Below are 15,068 nucleotides of genomic sequence, written 5' to 3'. Positions count from 1 at the left end.
GCAGATGATTGCTGCTGTGTCCGTGGGCATGTATCAGGGCGAACCGGTTCTGGACCTGGACTATCTGGAAGATTCGGCAGCCGAGACCGACCTCAACGTAGTGATGACCAGCACTGGTGGCTTCATCGAGGTGCAGGGCACCGCCGAGGGTGCGCCATTCCAGCCTGCTGAACTGAATGCAATGCTGGCCCTGGCTCAGCAAGGCATGAACGAAATCTTCCAACTGCAGCAGGCGGCACTCGCCGATTGATGGGCGCCGGTCTTCAGCAAGGAGAGCACCATGAGTGATGAGCAGCTACCCCAGCCCGCCCCGAGCCATGAAGTTCGGCAATGGGCAATGTTTTGTCACTTGTCCGCCTTGCTGGGGATCTGGGTTCCATTCGGCACGCTGATCGGGCCGCTGATTCTTTGGCAGATGAAGCGCGAGACCGATCCCTTCATCGATGCACAAGGCAAGGAAGCGCTGAACTTTCAGCTGACGGTCGCTATCGCTTCGGCAGTCTGTTTCCTGCTGATGATCGTGATAATCGGGTTCTTTATGTTCGGCCTGCTGGCGATTGGTGGTCTGGTGCTGACCATCATCGGTGGGGTCAAGGCTGGGGAGGGAGTGCCATATCGCTACCCTTTCACGTTGCGCCTGATCAAATAGGGCGAGCGCGCACAAAAAAGCCGACAGTGATGTCGGCTTTTTTGTGGCTGTGAACGGACGCTTAGATGGTCAGTGTCCAGTCATAGTCCACGATCAGCGGCGCATGCTGCGAAAAACGCGGCTGGCGCGGCAGGCGTGCGCTGCGGACAAAACGGCGCAGGCCGGGAGTCAGCAACTGATAGTCGAAACGCCAGCCCAGGTTGAGCATCTCGGCCTGTTCATTGTCCGGCCACCAGCTGTACTGGTCGCCTTCGCGACTGACTTCGCGCAGGGCATCGACATAACCCATGTTGCCGATAATCTCGTCCATCCAGGCGCGCTCAGGCGCCAGGAAGCCCGGAGATTGCTGGCCGTCACGCCAGTTCTTGATATCCAGCTTCTGTTGCGCCACGTACAGCGAGCCACAATAAATGTACTCGCGACGTTTGCGCCGCTGCTTGTCCAGATAACGGGCGAAATCGTCCATTAACTTGAACTTCTGGTTCAAGTCTTCATCGCCGTTCTGCCCTGATGGAAGCAGCAAGGTCGCGATGCTGACCTTGTCGAAATCGGCTTGCAGGTAGCGCCCGTAACGATCGGCTGTCTCGAAGCCGAGGCCGCTGATGACCGCCTTCGGCTGCAACCGCGAATACAAAGCCACACCGCCTTGGGCAGGGACTTCAGCATCGCAGGCATAAAGGAAGTAGCCATCCAGTTGGAAGGCTGGGTCGTCCAGTTCAAAGGCAGAGGCGCGGGTGTCCTGCAGGCAGATGACGTCGGCATTCTGTGCCTGCAGCCAACTGAGCAAACCACGCTCCACTGCAGCCTGAATACCATTGACGTTCACACTGATGATCCGCATAAATGGCCCCAAAAATCACGTGCGTGTATGATACCCGAGCTCTACCTAATTAGCTAAATCCGTGGTATCTGGGGTTTTTTCATGCAGGCGTATCAGCGCGATTTCATTCGTTTTGCCATCGATCGCGGGGTTTTGCGCTTCGGTGAGTTCACCCTGAAGTCCGGGCGCACCAGCCCTTACTTCTTCAATGCCGGCCTGTTCAACAGCGGTTCGGCCCTGGCCCAGCTGGGGCGTTTCTATGCGGCGGCGATCGTCGAGAGCGGCATTCCCTTCGATGTGCTGTTTGGCCCGGCTTATAAAGGCATTCCCTTGGCTGCAGCCACTGCAGTGGCTCTGGCTGAACATCATCAGCGCGATCTGCCTTGGTGTTTCAACCGCAAGGAAGCCAAGGCGCACGGTGAGGGCGGGAGCCTGGTAGGCGCGCCATTGACCGGTGATGTGCTGATCATCGATGACGTGATCACCGCCGGCACCGCAATTCGTGAAGTGATGCAGATCATCGAGTCCCAGGGCGGTGCCAAGGCTGCCGGTGTGTTGATCGCCCTGAACCGCGAGGAGCGTGGCAACGGTGAGTTGTCAGCGATCCAGGAAGTCGAGCGTGACTTCGGCATTCCAGTGGTGAGTATCGTTTCCCTGACCCAGGTCCTGCAGTTCCTGGCAGACGATCCGGCGCTCAAGCAGCATCTGCCGGCGGTGGAAGCCTACCGCGCGCAATACGGAATCTGAAACTGTAGGAGCCGGCTTGCCGGCGAACAGGCCATCAAGTATTGCATTGCCCTTGAGGGCGCCTTCGCTGGCAAGCCAGCTCCTACACAAGCCAGCTCCTATAAAGATTGCGTAGATAAAAAAGCCCCCGCCCGGGATGCCGGGCGGGGGCTTTTTTGTGGCTGTCGCTTAAGGGCGTTTGCGGTTGCTGATCAGGGTGCCGACACCGGTATCGGTGAAGATCTCCAGCAGAATCGCATTGGGTACGCGCCCGTCGATGATCAGGGAACTGCCGACGCCGCCTTGTACCGCTTCCAGGGCGCAGCGGATCTTCGGCAGCATGCCGCCGTAGATAGTGCCATCGGCGATCAACTCGTCCACCTGCTGGGTGCTCAGGCCGGTCAGGACCTTGCCCGACTTGTCCATCAGGCCGGCGATGTTGGTCAGCAGCATCAGCTTTTCAGCTTTCAGTGCTTCGGCCACCTTGCCAGCTACCAGGTCGGCGTTGATGTTGTAGGACTCACCGTTGGCGCCAACCCCAATCGGGGCGATCACAGGGATGAAGTCACCCTTGACCAGCAGGTTCAGCAGGTCGGTGTTGATCCCGACCACTTCGCCCACATGGCCAATATCGATGATTTCCGGCGTGGTCATTTCCGGTGTCTGGCGGGTCACTGTAAGTTTTTTCGCCCGGATCAGCTCGGCATCTTTACCGGTCAGGCCGATGGCGCTGCCGCCATGGCGGTTGATCAGGTTGACGATGTCCTTGTTGACCTGGCCACCGAGGACCATCTCCACCACGTCCATGGTCTGAGCGTCAGTCACGCGCATGCCATCGACGAAGTGGCTTTCGATCGACAGGCGCTTGAGCAGATCACCGATTTGCGGGCCGCCGCCGTGCACCACCACCGGGTTGATCCCGACAGCCTTCATCAGCACGATGTCGCGAGCGAAGCCGGTTTTCAGCTCCTCGCTCTCCATAGCGTTGCCGCCGTACTTGATCACCAAGGTCTTGCCGACATAGCGGCGGATATAAGGCAGCGCTTCGGATAGGACCTTGGCGGTATTGGCGGCGGCATCGCGTTCGATGGTCATTCAGGGCTCCGGTGCTTCAAACAGTCAAAACGGTAGTTGGAGATCAGGTGCAACACGTTTCAGCTGGACGTGGAACACGTCCTTGATCCGCTGCAGCTCGGCTTCGTCATCAGCCTCGAAGCGCAGCACCAGCACAGGGGTGGTGTTGGAGGCGCGAACCAGGCCCCAGCCCTTGGCATAGTCGACTCGCACCCCGTCAATGGTGGTCAGGTCGGCGCCTGCGCCCCACTGCGCATCGTGCAAGGCATCAATGATGCTGAATTTGCTCTCTTCGGTCACATGGATATTGATTTCCGGCGTAGAAATATCATTCGGGAAGGTGGCGAACAGCTCTTCCGCAGTGGATTTTTCCTTGCTGAGGATCTCCAGCAACCGTGCGGCGCTATAAATGCCGTCGTCGAAACCGAACCAACGCTCCTTGAAGAACACATGGCCGCTCATTTCGCCGGCCAGCAGGGCGCCGGTCTGCTTCATTTTCTTTTTGATCAACGAGTGACCGGTCTTCCACATTAGCGGTCGACCGCCGTATTCCTTGATCAGCGGAATCAGGCGTCGGGTGCATTTGACGTCGAAAATGATTTCCGCATCCGGATTGCGCGCCACCACGTCCTTGGCGAACAGCATTAGCAGGCGATCGGGGTAAACGATGCTGCCGGTATTGGTCACCACGCCGACGCGATCGCCGTCACCGTCGAAGGCCAGGCCCAGATCGGCGCCGGTTTCCTTGACCTTGGCGATCAGGTCTTCAAGGTTCTCGGGTTTGCCCGGATCCGGGTGATGATTGGGGAAGTTGCCGTCTACCTCGCAGAACAGCGGAATGACTTCGCAGTTCAAGGCCTCGATCAGTTGTGGGGCAATGACCCCGGCGGCGCCGTTGCCGCAATCCACCACGACTTTCAGGCGGCGGGCCAGCTTCACGTCTCGGGTGATCTCGTCGGCGTAGCGCGGCAGGATGTCGACCTTGGTGATGCTGCCCTGGGCACTGCTCAGGTTGTTGGTCTTGAGGCGCTGGTGCAGGGCTTGGATCTGTTCGTTGGCCAGGGTGTCGCCGGCGATGACGATCTTGAAACCGTTGTAGTTCGACGGGTTGTGGCTGCCGGTGAGCATCACCCCGGACTTGCCGGCCAGGACATTGGCGGCGTAGTACAGGGCAGGGGTCGGCACCAGGCCGACATCGCTGACGTGGCAGCCGCTGTCGTGCAGGCCCTGAATCAGTTGCGTTACCAGTTCTGGCCCGGAAAGGCGGCCGTCGCGACCCACGCAAACATTGGGTTCGCCTTGTTCCAGGCTCTGGGAGCCAACGGCGCGGCCGATCCAGTAGGCGGTTTCGGCGGTCAGGGTTTGCGGTACAACGCCGCGGATGTCATAGGCGCGGAAGATGCTCTCGGGAAGTGTCGGGGGGACTTTGGCTGCGTTGCTCATCACTGAGGGTGCTCCAATTGAAGGGGGGGCATTACGGCCGGGGAAATGACAGGCCGGCGGGCTCAAACTGAAGGGTATGACGGCGTTTTCAGCATAGAGTTCGTACTGCGAAAGTGCCATCTGGAGGGCACTTGCCGGTCTGCGGATGTTCAAGAGCCTGATTTGACAGGCCCTTGGGGCCATGCAGAGACCCGCGGCCATTTATCCTTAAATACCCTGCCGTTACCTTCCGGCCGGACCAGTTGCCTGGACCGAGGGTGCGCAATCAGTGGCTGCCGGAGTGGCCGAAACCGCCTGCGCCGCGCTGGCTTTCATCAAAAGCCTCAACCACTTCGAAGTGCGCCTGCACCACCGGCACCAGCACCAGTTGGGCGATGCGCTCGCCAACGGCGATATTGAAGGCGGTCTGACCGCGGTTCCAGCAGGAAACCATCAGTTCGCCCTGGTAGTCCGAGTCGATCAGACCTACCAGGTTGCCCAGCACGATGCCGTGTTTATGGCCCAGGCCGGAGCGCGGCAGGATCAGCGCCGCCAGGCCCGGATCGCCAATGTAGACCGACAGCCCGGTCGGAATCAGCAGCGTCTGGCCTGGCTCCAGGATGGTGTCTTCCTTGAGCATGGCCCGCAGGTCGAGGCCGGCGGAGCCCGGCGTAGCGTACTGCGGCAGAGGGAATTCGTTGCCGATGCGTGGGTCGAGGATCTTGGCTTGTAAAGCGTGCATTGAAGTTAAACCTGGTTCAGCCGTTCGGCGATAAAAGAGATCAGTTGGCGGGCAATCTTGCCCTTGCTGGTCTGGGCGAAGAGAGTTGCATGCAACTCCCGGTCAATCACGCTGCAGGCGTTTTCCTCGCTGTTGAAGCCAATGCTCGGGTTGGCTACGTCGTTGGCGACGATCAGGTCGAGGTTCTTGTCCTTCAATTTGCGTGCAGCGTAGTCGAGCAGATTTTCGGTTTCGGCGGCGAAACCGACACTGAATGGCCGATCCGGCCGCGTAGCGATGGTGGCCAGGATATCTGGGTTGCGCACCATCTGTAGTAGCAGGCCGTCACCTTTCGTAGGGTCTTTCTTTAATTTCTGCGGGGCAACGACTTCCGGGCGGTAGTCCGCGACCGCCGCGGAGGCGATGAAAACGTCGCACGGGATGGCCGCCTCGCACGCCGCGAGCATGTCGCGGGCGCTGACTACGTCGATCCGAGTGACTCTGTCGGGGGTCGGCAGGTGCACCGGTCCGGTGATCAGGGTGACCCGGGCGCCGGCTTCGACGGCAGCCTCGGCCAGGGCGAAGCCCATTTTTCCTGAGCTATGGTTGGTGATGTAGCGCACCGGATCGATGTTTTCCTGCGTGGGGCCGGCAGTGATCAGCAGGTGTTTGCCGGTCAGGGCCAGGTGCTGGAAGCAGTCGGCGGCGCACAGCGCCAGATCGTTGGCTTCCAGCATGCGGCCCAGGCCGACGTCGCCACAGGCCTGGCTGCCGGAGGCCGGGCCGAAGACCCGCAGGCCACGGCTTTGCAGCAATTGGGTGTTGGCCTGGGTGGCAGGGTCGCGCCACATGGCCTGATTCATGGCTGGGGCGATGGCGACGGTGGCGTCTGTGGCCAGGACCAGGGTGGTCAGCAGGTCATCGGCGATGCCCTGGGCCAGACGGGCGATCAGGTCGGCCGTGGCGGGGGCGATCAGGACCAGATCGGCCCATTTGGCCAGCTCGATGTGGCCCATGGCAGCTTCTGCGGCCGGGTCCAGCAGGTCGAGATGGACCGGGTGCCCGGAGAGGGCCTGCATGGTCAGCGGGGTGATGAACTCACTGCCGCCCCGGGTCATGACCACACGCACTTCGGCGCCCTGGTCGAGGAGTCGGCGAACCAGCTCCGCGCTCTTGTAGGCGGCAATGCCGCCGCCGACGCCGAGCACGATGCGTTTCCGATACAGCCGCTGCATAGGCCTGTTTTTCCGTTCAGTGATTGCTGCGTGGCATGCCCCCTCCCCAGGTGAAATACCACGCAAAAAAGAGGGGGCTAAGATAGCACAGCGCCCGCTGTCGAACAGCGGCGCCATGCACAGGGAGGTGTGATGAGTATTCGTGATTGGCCTGCGGCGGAGCGCCCGCGGGAACGGCTTCTGGAGCAGGGCGCCATCAGTCTCTCCGACGCCGAATTACTGGCGATCTTCCTGCGCACCGGGGTGGCCGGAAAAAGTGCGGTCGACCTGGCGCGGCACCTGTTGCATCGCTTCGGCAGCTTGCGCAGTCTGCTGGAAGCCGATCAGTTGACCTTCACCCGCCAGTTGGGATTAGGGCCGGCCAAGTACGCCCTGTTGCAAGCGGTGTTGGAGATGGCGCGTCGGCATCTGGCAGAAAAACTCCATCGGCAGTCGGCCCTGGAAAGTCCGCTGGTGGTGCGCGATTACCTGAAGTCGATGCTGCGACACGAGCCCCACGAGGTGTTTGGCTGTCTGTTTCTCGACACCAAGCATCGGGTCCTGGCCTTTGAGGTGCTGTTTCAAGGTTCGATCGACAGCACCACGGTGTACCCGCGGCAAGTGCTCAAACGCACCCTGGCGCATAACGCCGCAGCGGTGATTCTCTGTCACAACCACCCATCGGGCATCTCTGAGCCCAGCCCGGCCGATCGTGTGGTGACCCGGCGTTTGCAGGAAGCACTGGAGTTGATCGATGTAAGGGTGCTGGATCACTTCATCGTGGGAGAGGGCGATCCGTTGTCCATGGCCGAGTATGGCTGGATCTGAAGGCGGCCGGCTTCAAGGTCGCACTGACCTTGAAGCTGGCCGGTGTGTCACTTGACGCTGACCTTCGAGTAATCCTGGCGACCGAAGGGGCTCACTTGATAACCCTCGACCTGTTTGCGGGTCAGGGCGAAAGCGGTCGGGTGAGCCAGAGGTAGCCACAGCGCCTGTTGCTGGATCTGGGTCTGGGCCTGCTGGTAGAGCTTGCTGCGCACGCCCTGTTCGCTGGTGGTCTTGCCGGCGGTAATCAGTTTGTCCAGGTTCTGATCGCAGTAGCGGGCGAAGTTGGTGCCGGATTTGACCGCCGCGCAGGTGAACTGCGGTGTGAGGAAGTTATCCGGGTCGCCGTTGTCGCCGGCCCAGCCCATGAACAGCAGATCATGTTCGCCAGCCTTGGCCCGGCGTATCAGCTCGCCCCATTCGATCACGCGGATTTCCGCCTGGATTCCCACTTGGGCCAGGTCCGCCTGCAGCAATTGGGCGCCCAGGCTGGGGTTGGGGTTGAGCAGGCTGCCGGAGGGGCGGGTCCAGATCGTGGTCTCGAAGCCGTTTTTCAGGCCTGCCTTGGCCAGCAACTGACGAGCTTTTTCCGGGTCGTGGGCGTAACCCGGCAGCTCCTTGGCGTAGCTCCAGGTATTGGCCGGGTAGGGGCCGTTGGCGGCCTCGGCAGTGCCTTCGAACACTGTCTTGAGGTAGTGGGCCTTGTCGAAGGCCAGGTTGATCGCCTGGCGTACTTCGGGTTTGTCCAGAGGCGGATGCTGGCTGTTGATTGCGACGAAGGCCGTCATGAAGGCAGCAGTTTTCTCGATCTTCAGGGTTGGATCGTCATTGGCGGCCTGGACATCCAGGGGCTTGGGCGACAGGGCGATCTGGCACTCATTGCGCCGCAGTTTCTGCAGGCGCACGTTGGCGTCTGGGGTGATGGCGAATATCAGCGAGTCCACCGCCGGTTTGCCGGCAAAGTAGTCGCGGTTGGCCTTGTAACGGATCGACGCGTCTTTCTGGAAGCGCCCGAAAATGAATGGGCCGCTGCCGATTGGCTGGCTGTTGAGCTTCTCCGGGGTACCGGCCTTGAGCAACTGGTCGGCGTACTCCGCGGAGTAGATCGAGGCGAAGCCCATGCTCAGCGTGGGGAGGAAGGTCGAGTCGGCGTGATCCAGGGTAAAGCGCACGGTCAGCGGGTCCAGGGCGTCGATCTTCTTGATCAGGCTGGGCAACTGCAGGGATTGGGCGTGTGGGAAACCGCTCTGGGCGACCTTGTGCCACGGTTGGGCTGGGTCGAGCATGCGCTCGAAGCTGAATTTGACGTCTTCGGCGGTCAGCTCGCGGCTGGGGTTGAAGTAGTCGGTACGGTGAAACTTGACCTTGGGATGCAGCTTGAAGACATAACTCAGGCCATCTGCGGAAACTTCCCAGCTATCGGCCAGGCTGGGGACCACCTTGCCGCTGACGGCGTCGAATTCCACCAGGCGGTTCATCAGTACGTCGGCGGACGCGTTGGTGGTGGTCAGCGAGTTGTACTGCACCACGTCGAAGCCTTCCGGGCTGGCTTCGGTGCAGACGCTCAGCGCGGCGGCCTGGGCCAACGGGCTCAGAAGAGGGGCGAGCAGGAGCGGGAGGGCGGCGAGACGCATGGTCGGGTTCCTTGTGCAGATCGAAAGCCCATCTGCGAGTGCAGTCTGGAAATGCCTTACCCTAGTGGCCTCTTTGTAAAATGACTATCCCTTTTGTATCCGGCGCTGAAACCTGGGGCGCGGTCAGGGCCCGAGCCGTGATTTTGTACAGATAGGCCCGCGTTCAGCGGCAGATTTGTTCCCGGGGTTTCGAGAGAAATATATTCTGCGACGAGCGGTAGATTTCTGCGGTAGCCTTTGCCGCAGGCGTCCGGCGCAAGAAAATCAGGACTTTTCATCATCCTGCACACAGCGGCTGTTGTTGCTATGGGGTCTTTCTGGTATAAAGCAGCGCTCTTTTCTAGGGGCCCGGTTCCTTCGCTTGTAGGTGTAGCCGGTAAGACCCTAAAGAAACGCGGCGCCTGGCGCCAAATGACTGAGAGATTAAGCGGCCAACCCATGCCGGGTTGGGCATGTGGTTTTAGAGGGCTGAGGCATGTCTAGAGTCTGTCAAGTTACCGGTAAGGGTCCGGTGACTGGGAATAACATTTCCCACGCAAACAACAAAACCCGTCGTCGTTTCCTGCCGAACCTGCAGCATCACCGCTTCTGGGTTGAGTCCGAGAAACGTTTTGTGCGTCTGCGCGTATCTGCCAAAGGCATGCGTATCATCGACAAGCGCGGCATTGATGTCGTGCTGGCCGAAATCCGTCGCGATGGCGGCAAGGTTTAAGGGAGCTAATCATGCGTGAATTGATTCGTTTGATCTCGAGCGCCGGTACTGGTCACTTCTACACTACCGACAAGAACAAGCGTACTACTCCGGACAAAATCGAGATCAAGAAATATGATCCGGTTGTTCGTAAGCACGTGATCTACAAGGAAGGCAAAATCAAGTAATTGATTTTTCTTCTGACAAAAAAACCCGCCTTCAAGCGGGTTTTTTTGTGCCTGGGATTCAGGCTTTCTGTTCGAAGGCCACGTAGACCTTGCGACAGGGCTCCAGCACTTCCCAGGTGCCTTTGAAGCCGGCCGGGATCACAAAGCGGTCGCCAGAGCGCAGGGTCTTGGCATTGCCGTCGTTGTCTCGCAGCACCGACACACCCTGGAGAATCTCGCAGTATTCGTGTTCGGTGAAGTTCACCGTCCATTGGCCCACAGCGCCTTCCCAGATCCCGGCATTGAGTTGCCCGCACGGGCTGGCGTAGTGATTGAACACTGCTTGCTCAGGATCGCCCTTGAGGATTTTTTCCGGCGCAGGGCGGTAGCGTTCGCCCTCGGTGTGGGCCTGGCTGAAGTCGACGACGTTGTGGATGCTCATTCTTGTATTCCCCCGTGATTGCGGCGCGAGTGGCTATGAAGGCCAAAGTCTATGTTTATTAAAATGCACATAGCAATGGCGTTTGCCCGGACTTTGTCAAATATATTGAAAGTACAGGGGTCGCTGGTTTAGGGTGGCGGGTGCCTTTGGCCGAAAACAGGCTGGCCGGGCAGAATTCTTCATGAGTGCCGGCGTAGTTCGCATGGCGCTTGTATTCAAATAAGAGGAGGACACTCGTATGACCACCCTGACTCGTGCCGATTGGGAACAACGTGCCCGCGACCTGAAAATCGAAGGCCGCGCCTACATCAACGGTGAATACACCGCAGCTGTTTCCAATGACACCTTCGAGTGCATCAGCCCGGTAGACGGCCGTGTGCTGGCAACCATTGCCAGCTGTGACGCCGCCGATGCCCAGCGTGCCGTGGACAATGCCCGCGCCACCTTCAACTCTGGCGTCTGGTCGCGCCTGGCGCCGGCCAAGCGCAAGTCCGTCATGATTCGTTTTGCCGGCCTGCTCAAGCAACACGCCCAAGAGCTCGCGCTCCTGGAAACCCTGGACATGGGCAAGCCCATCACCGACTCCCTGGAAATCGACGTTCCCGGCGCGGCGCAAGCGCTGAGCTGGAGCGGCGAGGCTATTGACAAGATCTACGACGAAGTCGCTGCCACTCCCCACGACCAACTGGGTCTGGTAACCCGTGAGCCCGTGGGCGTAGTCGCGGCCATCGTGCCGTGGAACTTCCCGCTGATGATGGCCTGCTGGAAACTGGGACCGGCGCTGTCCACCGGTAACTCGGTGATCCTCAAGCCTTCGGAAAAATCCCCGCTGACTGCGATCCGCATCGCGGCCCTGGCAGTGGAAGCCGGGATTCCGGCCGGCGTGTTCAACGTGCTCCCAGGCTATGGCCACACCGTTGGCAAGGCCCTGGCCCTGCACATGGACGTGGACACCCTGGTGTTCACCGGCTCCACCAAGATCGCCAAGCAACTGCTGGTGTACTCCGGTGAGTCCAATATGAAGCGTGTCTGGCTGGAAGCCGGTGGCAAGAGCCCGAACATCGTGTTCGCCGATGCCCCGGACCTGCAGGCCGCCGCCGAATCCGCCGCCAGCGCCATCGCCTTCAACCAGGGCGAAGTTTGCACCGCCGGTTCTCGCCTGCTGGTGGAGCGTTCTATCAAGGACAAGTTCCTGCCGCTGGTGATCGAGGCCCTGAAAGCCTGGAAGCCGGGCAATCCACTGGACCCGGCTACCAACGTCGGCGCCCTGGTGGATACCCAGCAGATGAACACCGTGCTGTCCTACATCGAGGCAGGTCATGCCGATGGCGCCAAATTGGTGGCCGGCGGCAAGCGCACCCTGCAGGAAACGGGTGGCACCTACGTCGAGCCGACGATTTTCGACGGCGTCAGCAACGCAATGAAGATTGCCCAGGAAGAGATCTTCGGCCCCGTGCTGTCGGTGATTGCGTTCGACAGCGTTGAGGAGGCGATCCAGATTGCCAACGACACCCCGTACGGGTTGGCGGCGGCGGTCTGGACTGCAAACATCTCCAAGGCTCATCTGACGGCCAAGGCACTGCGTGCCGGCAGCGTCTGGGTCAACCAGTACGACGGTGGTGACATGACCGCGCCGTTCGGCGGCTTCAAGCAGTCGGGCAATGGTCGGGACAAGTCGCTGCACGCGTTCGACAAGTACACCGAGCTGAAAGCGACCTGGATCAAGCTCTGAGTCTTCGGGGTTGAGGCGATAGCGTCCGCACGGGCGCTTTCGCCGGCAAGCGCCACGCCGTACAGGCGCTCCTGCCCGAAGCTGTTGATCCACAGCGCAGCCGGACTTCCCGCGAGGGGAGTCCGGCTGTGTTGTCTGTGGCTTGCAGAATAATGATCCACAGGAGTGTGGAAATGCCTTGGGCGACCTATTTCGCCGTTTTATCCGCTGTCTTGAGCGTCGGCCTGGCCCTGGGCATGACCATGCCGCTGGTGTCCTTTCGCCTGGAAAGCTGGGGCTACGGGCCCTTTGCGATTGGTGTGGTCGCGGCGATGCCGGCCATTGGCGTGCTGCTGGGCGCGAAGATTTCCAGTCGTCTGGCGGCTCGCTTCGGTACCGCCAACCTGATGCGCCTGTGCCTGTGGGCGGGTGCGCTCTCCATCGGACTGCTGGCGCTGTTGCCCAGCTATCCGGTGTGGCTGGCGTTGCGCCTGATCCTGGGCGTGGTACTGACCATCATTTTCATCCTGGGGGAAAGCTGGATCAACCAGCTGGTGGTGGAGCAGTGGCGGGGGCGGCTGGTGGCGTTGTATGGCAGCGGCTACGCCTTGAGCCAGCTGGCGGGCCCCTTGCTGCTGGGCGTTCTGGGTACCACGCAGGACTATGGTTTCTGGGTCTCGGTGGGGTTGTTGGTGGCTGCGCCCCTGCTGCTGTTGGGGCGTAGCGGAGCGCCGAGCACCGAGTCCTGCAATGTCACCCTGATCGACCTCTGGCGCTTCTGTCAGGCGCTGCCGGCGATTGGTTGGGCGGTGGCCTTGTTCGCGACTTTCGAGGCTTTGATCCTGACCCTGCTTCCGGTTTATTGCTTGAGCCAGGGCTTCACCGAGGACGTGGCTCTGGCCATGGTCAGCACCGTGGTGGTGGGCGATGCATTGTTGCAGCTGCCGATCGGCGCCTTGGCCGATCGCGTCTCTCGGCGCGGCCTGTTCACCGGTTGCGCGGTGATCCTGCTGTGTTCCAGCCTGGCCATTCCCCTGCTGCTGGACAGCGTATTGATCTGGCCTTTGTGGGTGCTGTTCGGGGCTAGCGCTGGCGGCCTGTTCACCTTGTCGCTGATCCTGATCGGCGAGCGTTATCGCGACGATGCGCTGGTGCGAGCCAATGCCCATGTGGCGCAGCTGTGGGGTATCGGTTGCCTGATCGGTCCCTTGGTGGCAGGGGCGGGCAGCCAGTGGGTCAGCGGCCATGCGATGTTGCTGCTGGTAGCGGCGGGCGCCTTTGGCCTGTTGCTTCTGCTGCTGCGTCAGGGCGCTTTTGGCGGCGTCCAGGCACAACCCCTGTAGCGCTTCAAAGCATGCGCTCCAGACCGATGCGGGTACTCAGCCAGGCATTGATGCGCCGCCACCAGCTGCCGGGCTCGTGGCTCAGGCTGTGCAACCGCCCATGGTCCTCGGTGATCCAGACCAGCTTGCCGTTCTCCAGTTTGACCTGGTAGCTGAGGGGCGGCGCCATCCCTTGCAGGGCCAGGGCGCGTACATGCTCGGCCAGTTCGGGGCTGTCCACCAGTACCCCGACCTCGGTGTTCCACAGCACTGAGCGTGAATCGAAATTGAACGAGCCGATAAAACTCTTCTGTCGGTCGAAGACCATCGCCTTGCTGTGCAGGCTGGAGTCCGAGCCCTTCAGGGAACCGCCGTGGAACAGCCGCGGACCGCTGCCGCCGCCCCGCTCTCCGGGTTGCCTGCGCAACTCGTAGAGCTTCACGCCGTGCTCCAGCAGGGCTTTGCGATAGGGCGCGTAGCCGCCATGCACCACCGGCACGTCGGTGGCTTCCAGGGAGTTGGTCAAGAGACTGACCGCGACCCCGGCGTCAGCCCGGCCGGTCAGGTACACCAGCCCCGGCTGGCCCGGGACGAAGTAGGCCGAGACCATGATCAGCTCCTTGCTGACGCCCTTGAGTTCCGGTGCCAGCTGGGTGGTCAGCAGCAAGTGCGGGTCGGGATCGCCCTTGGCCAGGACCTTGGTGGGCGCGTCCCACAGGGCCTGGTTCCAGGCCCAGATCAGTTCCTTGCGCCAGATATCCATGCGTGGCTGGGTCTGATAGGTCATCAACTGGCGATACAGGGACTGGTTTTGCCGGCGGCTGTCTTGTAGCGACTCCTCCAGGCGCTGGCGGGTGTTGTTCAGGGCCTTGGCTGAAGGTGCGTAAGACAGGAACTCGCCTATGGGCCGGCTCAGGGCGCTGTTCCAGTATTGGTCGAAGCTATGGCCCAGTTGTTCGGCTACGGGGCCTGCGCTGAACATGTCGATGTCGGTGAAGTTGAGATCGGGTTCGGCATCGAAGTACTCATCGCCGAGGTTGCGTCCGCCGACGATGGCCACGCTGTTGTCCGCCAGCCACAGCTTGTTGTGCATCCGTCGATGCTGCTGCGACAGGTTGAACAGACGGCCCATGGCCCGGGTAACGCCGGTGCTGCGGCCCAGGTGCAGCGGGTTGAACAGGCGGATCTGGATCTGCGGATGGGCGGCAAGAGTCGCGATGATCTGGTCCAGCCCGTCGCTGGTGGTGTCGTCCAGCAGGATGCGTACCCGCACACCTCGATCGGCAGCCTTGAGCAGTTCGTCCACCAGCATCCGGGTGCTGATGCCGTCATGGACGATGTAGTACTGCAGGTCGAGGCTGCTCTGGGCGTTGCGGATCAGTTCGGCGCGGGCCATGAAGGCTTCAGTGCTGTTGGGCAGCAGGCGAAAGCCGGAGCGTCCCTGGTAGGGGGCGACCTGGGTCCTGATGGACTGGGCGAAGCTGGAATCCTCGGCGGCCAGGGCCTGGCTGGGCTGGTAAGGCACCTCCCGGGTGGCGCAGCCGCCCAGCCCGAGGGTCAGGATCAGCGGCAGGATAAACCCCTGTTTACGGCTCAAGTCAGGTCATCTCGCTTCACGGCGCGGGTTGGCATGGGGCGGCTGGCTTCCAG

At 61.1% G+C, this 15,068-nt stretch carries 14 protein-coding genes and 2 pseudogenes; 8 read left to right on the top strand and 8 right to left on the bottom strand.

Features of this window, described 5'->3' with window-relative positions; genetic code table 11:
* Together rph and BLX41_RS23715 are read left to right on the top strand one after the other, a co-directional pair.
* A pseudogene (gene rph / locus BLX41_RS36095) lies at positions 1-250 on the top strand (ribonuclease PH); the annotation flags it as partial.
* Between the two features lie 30 nt (positions 251-280).
* Positions 281-649, top strand: a complete 369-nt coding sequence (locus tag BLX41_RS23715; RefSeq protein ID WP_123726835.1) for a DUF4870 domain-containing protein — start codon at positions 281-283, stop codon at positions 647-649.
* Positions 650-710: 61 nt separating this feature from the next.
* Here the strand turns inward: BLX41_RS23715 and BLX41_RS23710 are convergent, their stop codons facing one another.
* Positions 711-1,490, bottom strand: a complete 780-nt coding sequence (locus BLX41_RS23710; protein ID WP_123726834.1) for an exodeoxyribonuclease III — start codon at positions 1,488-1,490, stop codon at positions 711-713.
* A gap of 81 nt (positions 1,491-1,571) precedes the next feature.
* Here BLX41_RS23710 and pyrE point away from each other — a divergent pair, with 81 nt between their 5' ends.
* A complete protein-coding gene (pyrE, locus tag BLX41_RS23705) occupies positions 1,572-2,216 on the top strand; it encodes an orotate phosphoribosyltransferase (RefSeq protein ID WP_123726833.1) in 645 nt (214 codons plus the stop codon).
* A 168-nt stretch (positions 2,217-2,384) separates the two neighbouring features.
* On the opposite strand, the gene argB is transcribed toward pyrE, so the two are convergent.
* From argB to coaBC, 4 genes and pseudogenes are all read right to left on the bottom strand, one after another.
* Complete coding sequence (gene argB, locus BLX41_RS23700; protein ID WP_011064225.1) at positions 2,385-3,290, bottom strand: acetylglutamate kinase; 906 nt, start codon at positions 3,288-3,290, stop codon at positions 2,385-2,387.
* A 24-nt stretch (positions 3,291-3,314) separates the two neighbouring features.
* Positions 3,315-4,715 (bottom strand): annotated as a pseudogene (locus BLX41_RS23695) (phosphomannomutase/phosphoglucomutase); the annotation flags it as partial.
* A 262-nt stretch (positions 4,716-4,977) separates the two neighbouring features.
* Entirely contained in the window at positions 4,978-5,433 is a 456-nt protein-coding gene (dut, locus tag BLX41_RS23690) for a dUTP diphosphatase (protein WP_102862261.1), read from the bottom strand.
* 5 nt (positions 5,434-5,438) lie between these two features.
* Positions 5,439-6,647, bottom strand: coding sequence for a bifunctional phosphopantothenoylcysteine decarboxylase/phosphopantothenate--cysteine ligase CoaBC (coaBC, locus tag BLX41_RS23685; protein WP_123726831.1), 1,209 nt, complete (start codon positions 6,645-6,647; stop codon positions 5,439-5,441).
* A gap of 132 nt (positions 6,648-6,779) precedes the next feature.
* On the opposite strand from coaBC, the gene radC reads away from it, so the two are divergent.
* Complete coding sequence (gene radC / locus BLX41_RS23680) at positions 6,780-7,454, top strand: RadC family protein (RefSeq protein ID WP_102881287.1); 675 nt, start codon at positions 6,780-6,782, stop codon at positions 7,452-7,454.
* A 47-nt stretch (positions 7,455-7,501) separates the two neighbouring features.
* Here the strand turns inward: radC and BLX41_RS23675 are convergent, their stop codons facing one another.
* Positions 7,502-9,085 (bottom strand): ABC transporter substrate-binding protein, encoded by a 1,584-nt coding sequence (locus tag BLX41_RS23675; protein ID WP_123726830.1) that lies wholly within the window; start codon positions 9,083-9,085, stop codon positions 7,502-7,504.
* 475 nt (positions 9,086-9,560) lie between these two features.
* On the opposite strand from BLX41_RS23675, the gene rpmB reads away from it, so the two are divergent.
* Positions 9,561-9,797, top strand: a complete 237-nt coding sequence (rpmB, locus tag BLX41_RS23670; RefSeq protein ID WP_011064219.1) for a 50S ribosomal protein L28 — start codon at positions 9,561-9,563, stop codon at positions 9,795-9,797.
* An 11-nt stretch (positions 9,798-9,808) separates the two neighbouring features.
* A complete protein-coding gene (gene rpmG / locus BLX41_RS23665; protein WP_003177274.1) occupies positions 9,809-9,964 on the top strand; it encodes a 50S ribosomal protein L33 in 156 nt (51 codons plus the stop codon).
* 58 nt (positions 9,965-10,022) lie between these two features.
* Here the strand turns inward: rpmG and BLX41_RS23660 are convergent, their stop codons facing one another.
* Entirely contained in the window at positions 10,023-10,385 is a 363-nt protein-coding gene (locus tag BLX41_RS23660) for a cupin domain-containing protein (protein WP_123726829.1), read from the bottom strand.
* A 238-nt stretch (positions 10,386-10,623) separates the two neighbouring features.
* Here BLX41_RS23660 and BLX41_RS23655 point away from each other — a divergent pair, with 238 nt between their 5' ends.
* On the top strand, positions 10,624-12,117 hold the full coding sequence (locus BLX41_RS23655) for an aldehyde dehydrogenase (RefSeq protein ID WP_123726828.1): 1,494 nt from the start codon (positions 10,624-10,626) through the stop codon (positions 12,115-12,117).
* Positions 12,118-12,290: 173 nt separating this feature from the next.
* The gene (locus BLX41_RS23650; RefSeq protein ID WP_123726827.1) at positions 12,291-13,439 is read left to right on the top strand and encodes an MFS transporter; all 1,149 of its coding nucleotides are present in this window, start codon (positions 12,291-12,293) and stop codon (positions 13,437-13,439) included.
* Positions 13,440-13,443: 4 nt separating this feature from the next.
* Here the strand turns inward: BLX41_RS23650 and BLX41_RS23645 are convergent, their stop codons facing one another.
* Positions 13,444-15,015, bottom strand: coding sequence for a phospholipase D family protein (locus BLX41_RS23645; protein WP_123726826.1), 1,572 nt, complete (start codon positions 15,013-15,015; stop codon positions 13,444-13,446).
* Positions 15,016-15,068 lie beyond the last annotated feature (53 nt).

This window comes from Pseudomonas protegens (assembly GCF_003732485.1).
Taxonomy (GTDB): Bacteria; Pseudomonadota; Gammaproteobacteria; order Pseudomonadales; family Pseudomonadaceae; genus Aquipseudomonas; species Aquipseudomonas protegens_B.
The sequence above is the reverse complement of the archived record's forward strand: the minus strand, read 5'-3'. Positions and strand labels throughout refer to the sequence as shown.

Excerpts from the sequence above, each read along its gene's own strand:
- BLX41_RS23715 (WP_123726835.1), top strand. The coding sequence starts at position 281 with ATGAGTGATGAGCAGCTACCCCAGCCCGCCCCGAGCCATGAAGTTCGG.
- BLX41_RS23710 (WP_123726834.1), bottom strand. The coding sequence starts at position 1,490 with ATGCGGATCATCAGTGTGAACGTCAATGGTATTCAGGCTGCAGTGGAG.
- pyrE (WP_123726833.1), top strand. The coding sequence starts at position 1,572 with ATGCAGGCGTATCAGCGCGATTTCATTCGTTTTGCCATCGATCGCGGG.
- argB (WP_011064225.1), bottom strand. The coding sequence starts at position 3,290 with ATGACCATCGAACGCGATGCCGCCGCCAATACCGCCAAGGTCCTATCC.
- dut (WP_102862261.1), bottom strand. The coding sequence starts at position 5,433 with ATGCACGCTTTACAAGCCAAGATCCTCGACCCACGCATCGGCAACGAA.
- coaBC (WP_123726831.1), bottom strand. The coding sequence starts at position 6,647 with ATGCAGCGGCTGTATCGGAAACGCATCGTGCTCGGCGTCGGCGGCGGC.
- radC (WP_102881287.1), top strand. The coding sequence starts at position 6,780 with ATGAGTATTCGTGATTGGCCTGCGGCGGAGCGCCCGCGGGAACGGCTT.
- BLX41_RS23675 (WP_123726830.1), bottom strand. The coding sequence starts at position 9,085 with ATGCGTCTCGCCGCCCTCCCGCTCCTGCTCGCCCCTCTTCTGAGCCCG.
- rpmB (WP_011064219.1), top strand. The coding sequence starts at position 9,561 with ATGTCTAGAGTCTGTCAAGTTACCGGTAAGGGTCCGGTGACTGGGAAT.
- rpmG (WP_003177274.1), top strand. The coding sequence starts at position 9,809 with ATGCGTGAATTGATTCGTTTGATCTCGAGCGCCGGTACTGGTCACTTC.
- BLX41_RS23660 (WP_123726829.1), bottom strand. The coding sequence starts at position 10,385 with ATGAGCATCCACAACGTCGTCGACTTCAGCCAGGCCCACACCGAGGGC.
- BLX41_RS23655 (WP_123726828.1), top strand. The coding sequence starts at position 10,624 with ATGACCACCCTGACTCGTGCCGATTGGGAACAACGTGCCCGCGACCTG.
- BLX41_RS23650 (WP_123726827.1), top strand. The coding sequence starts at position 12,291 with ATGCCTTGGGCGACCTATTTCGCCGTTTTATCCGCTGTCTTGAGCGTC.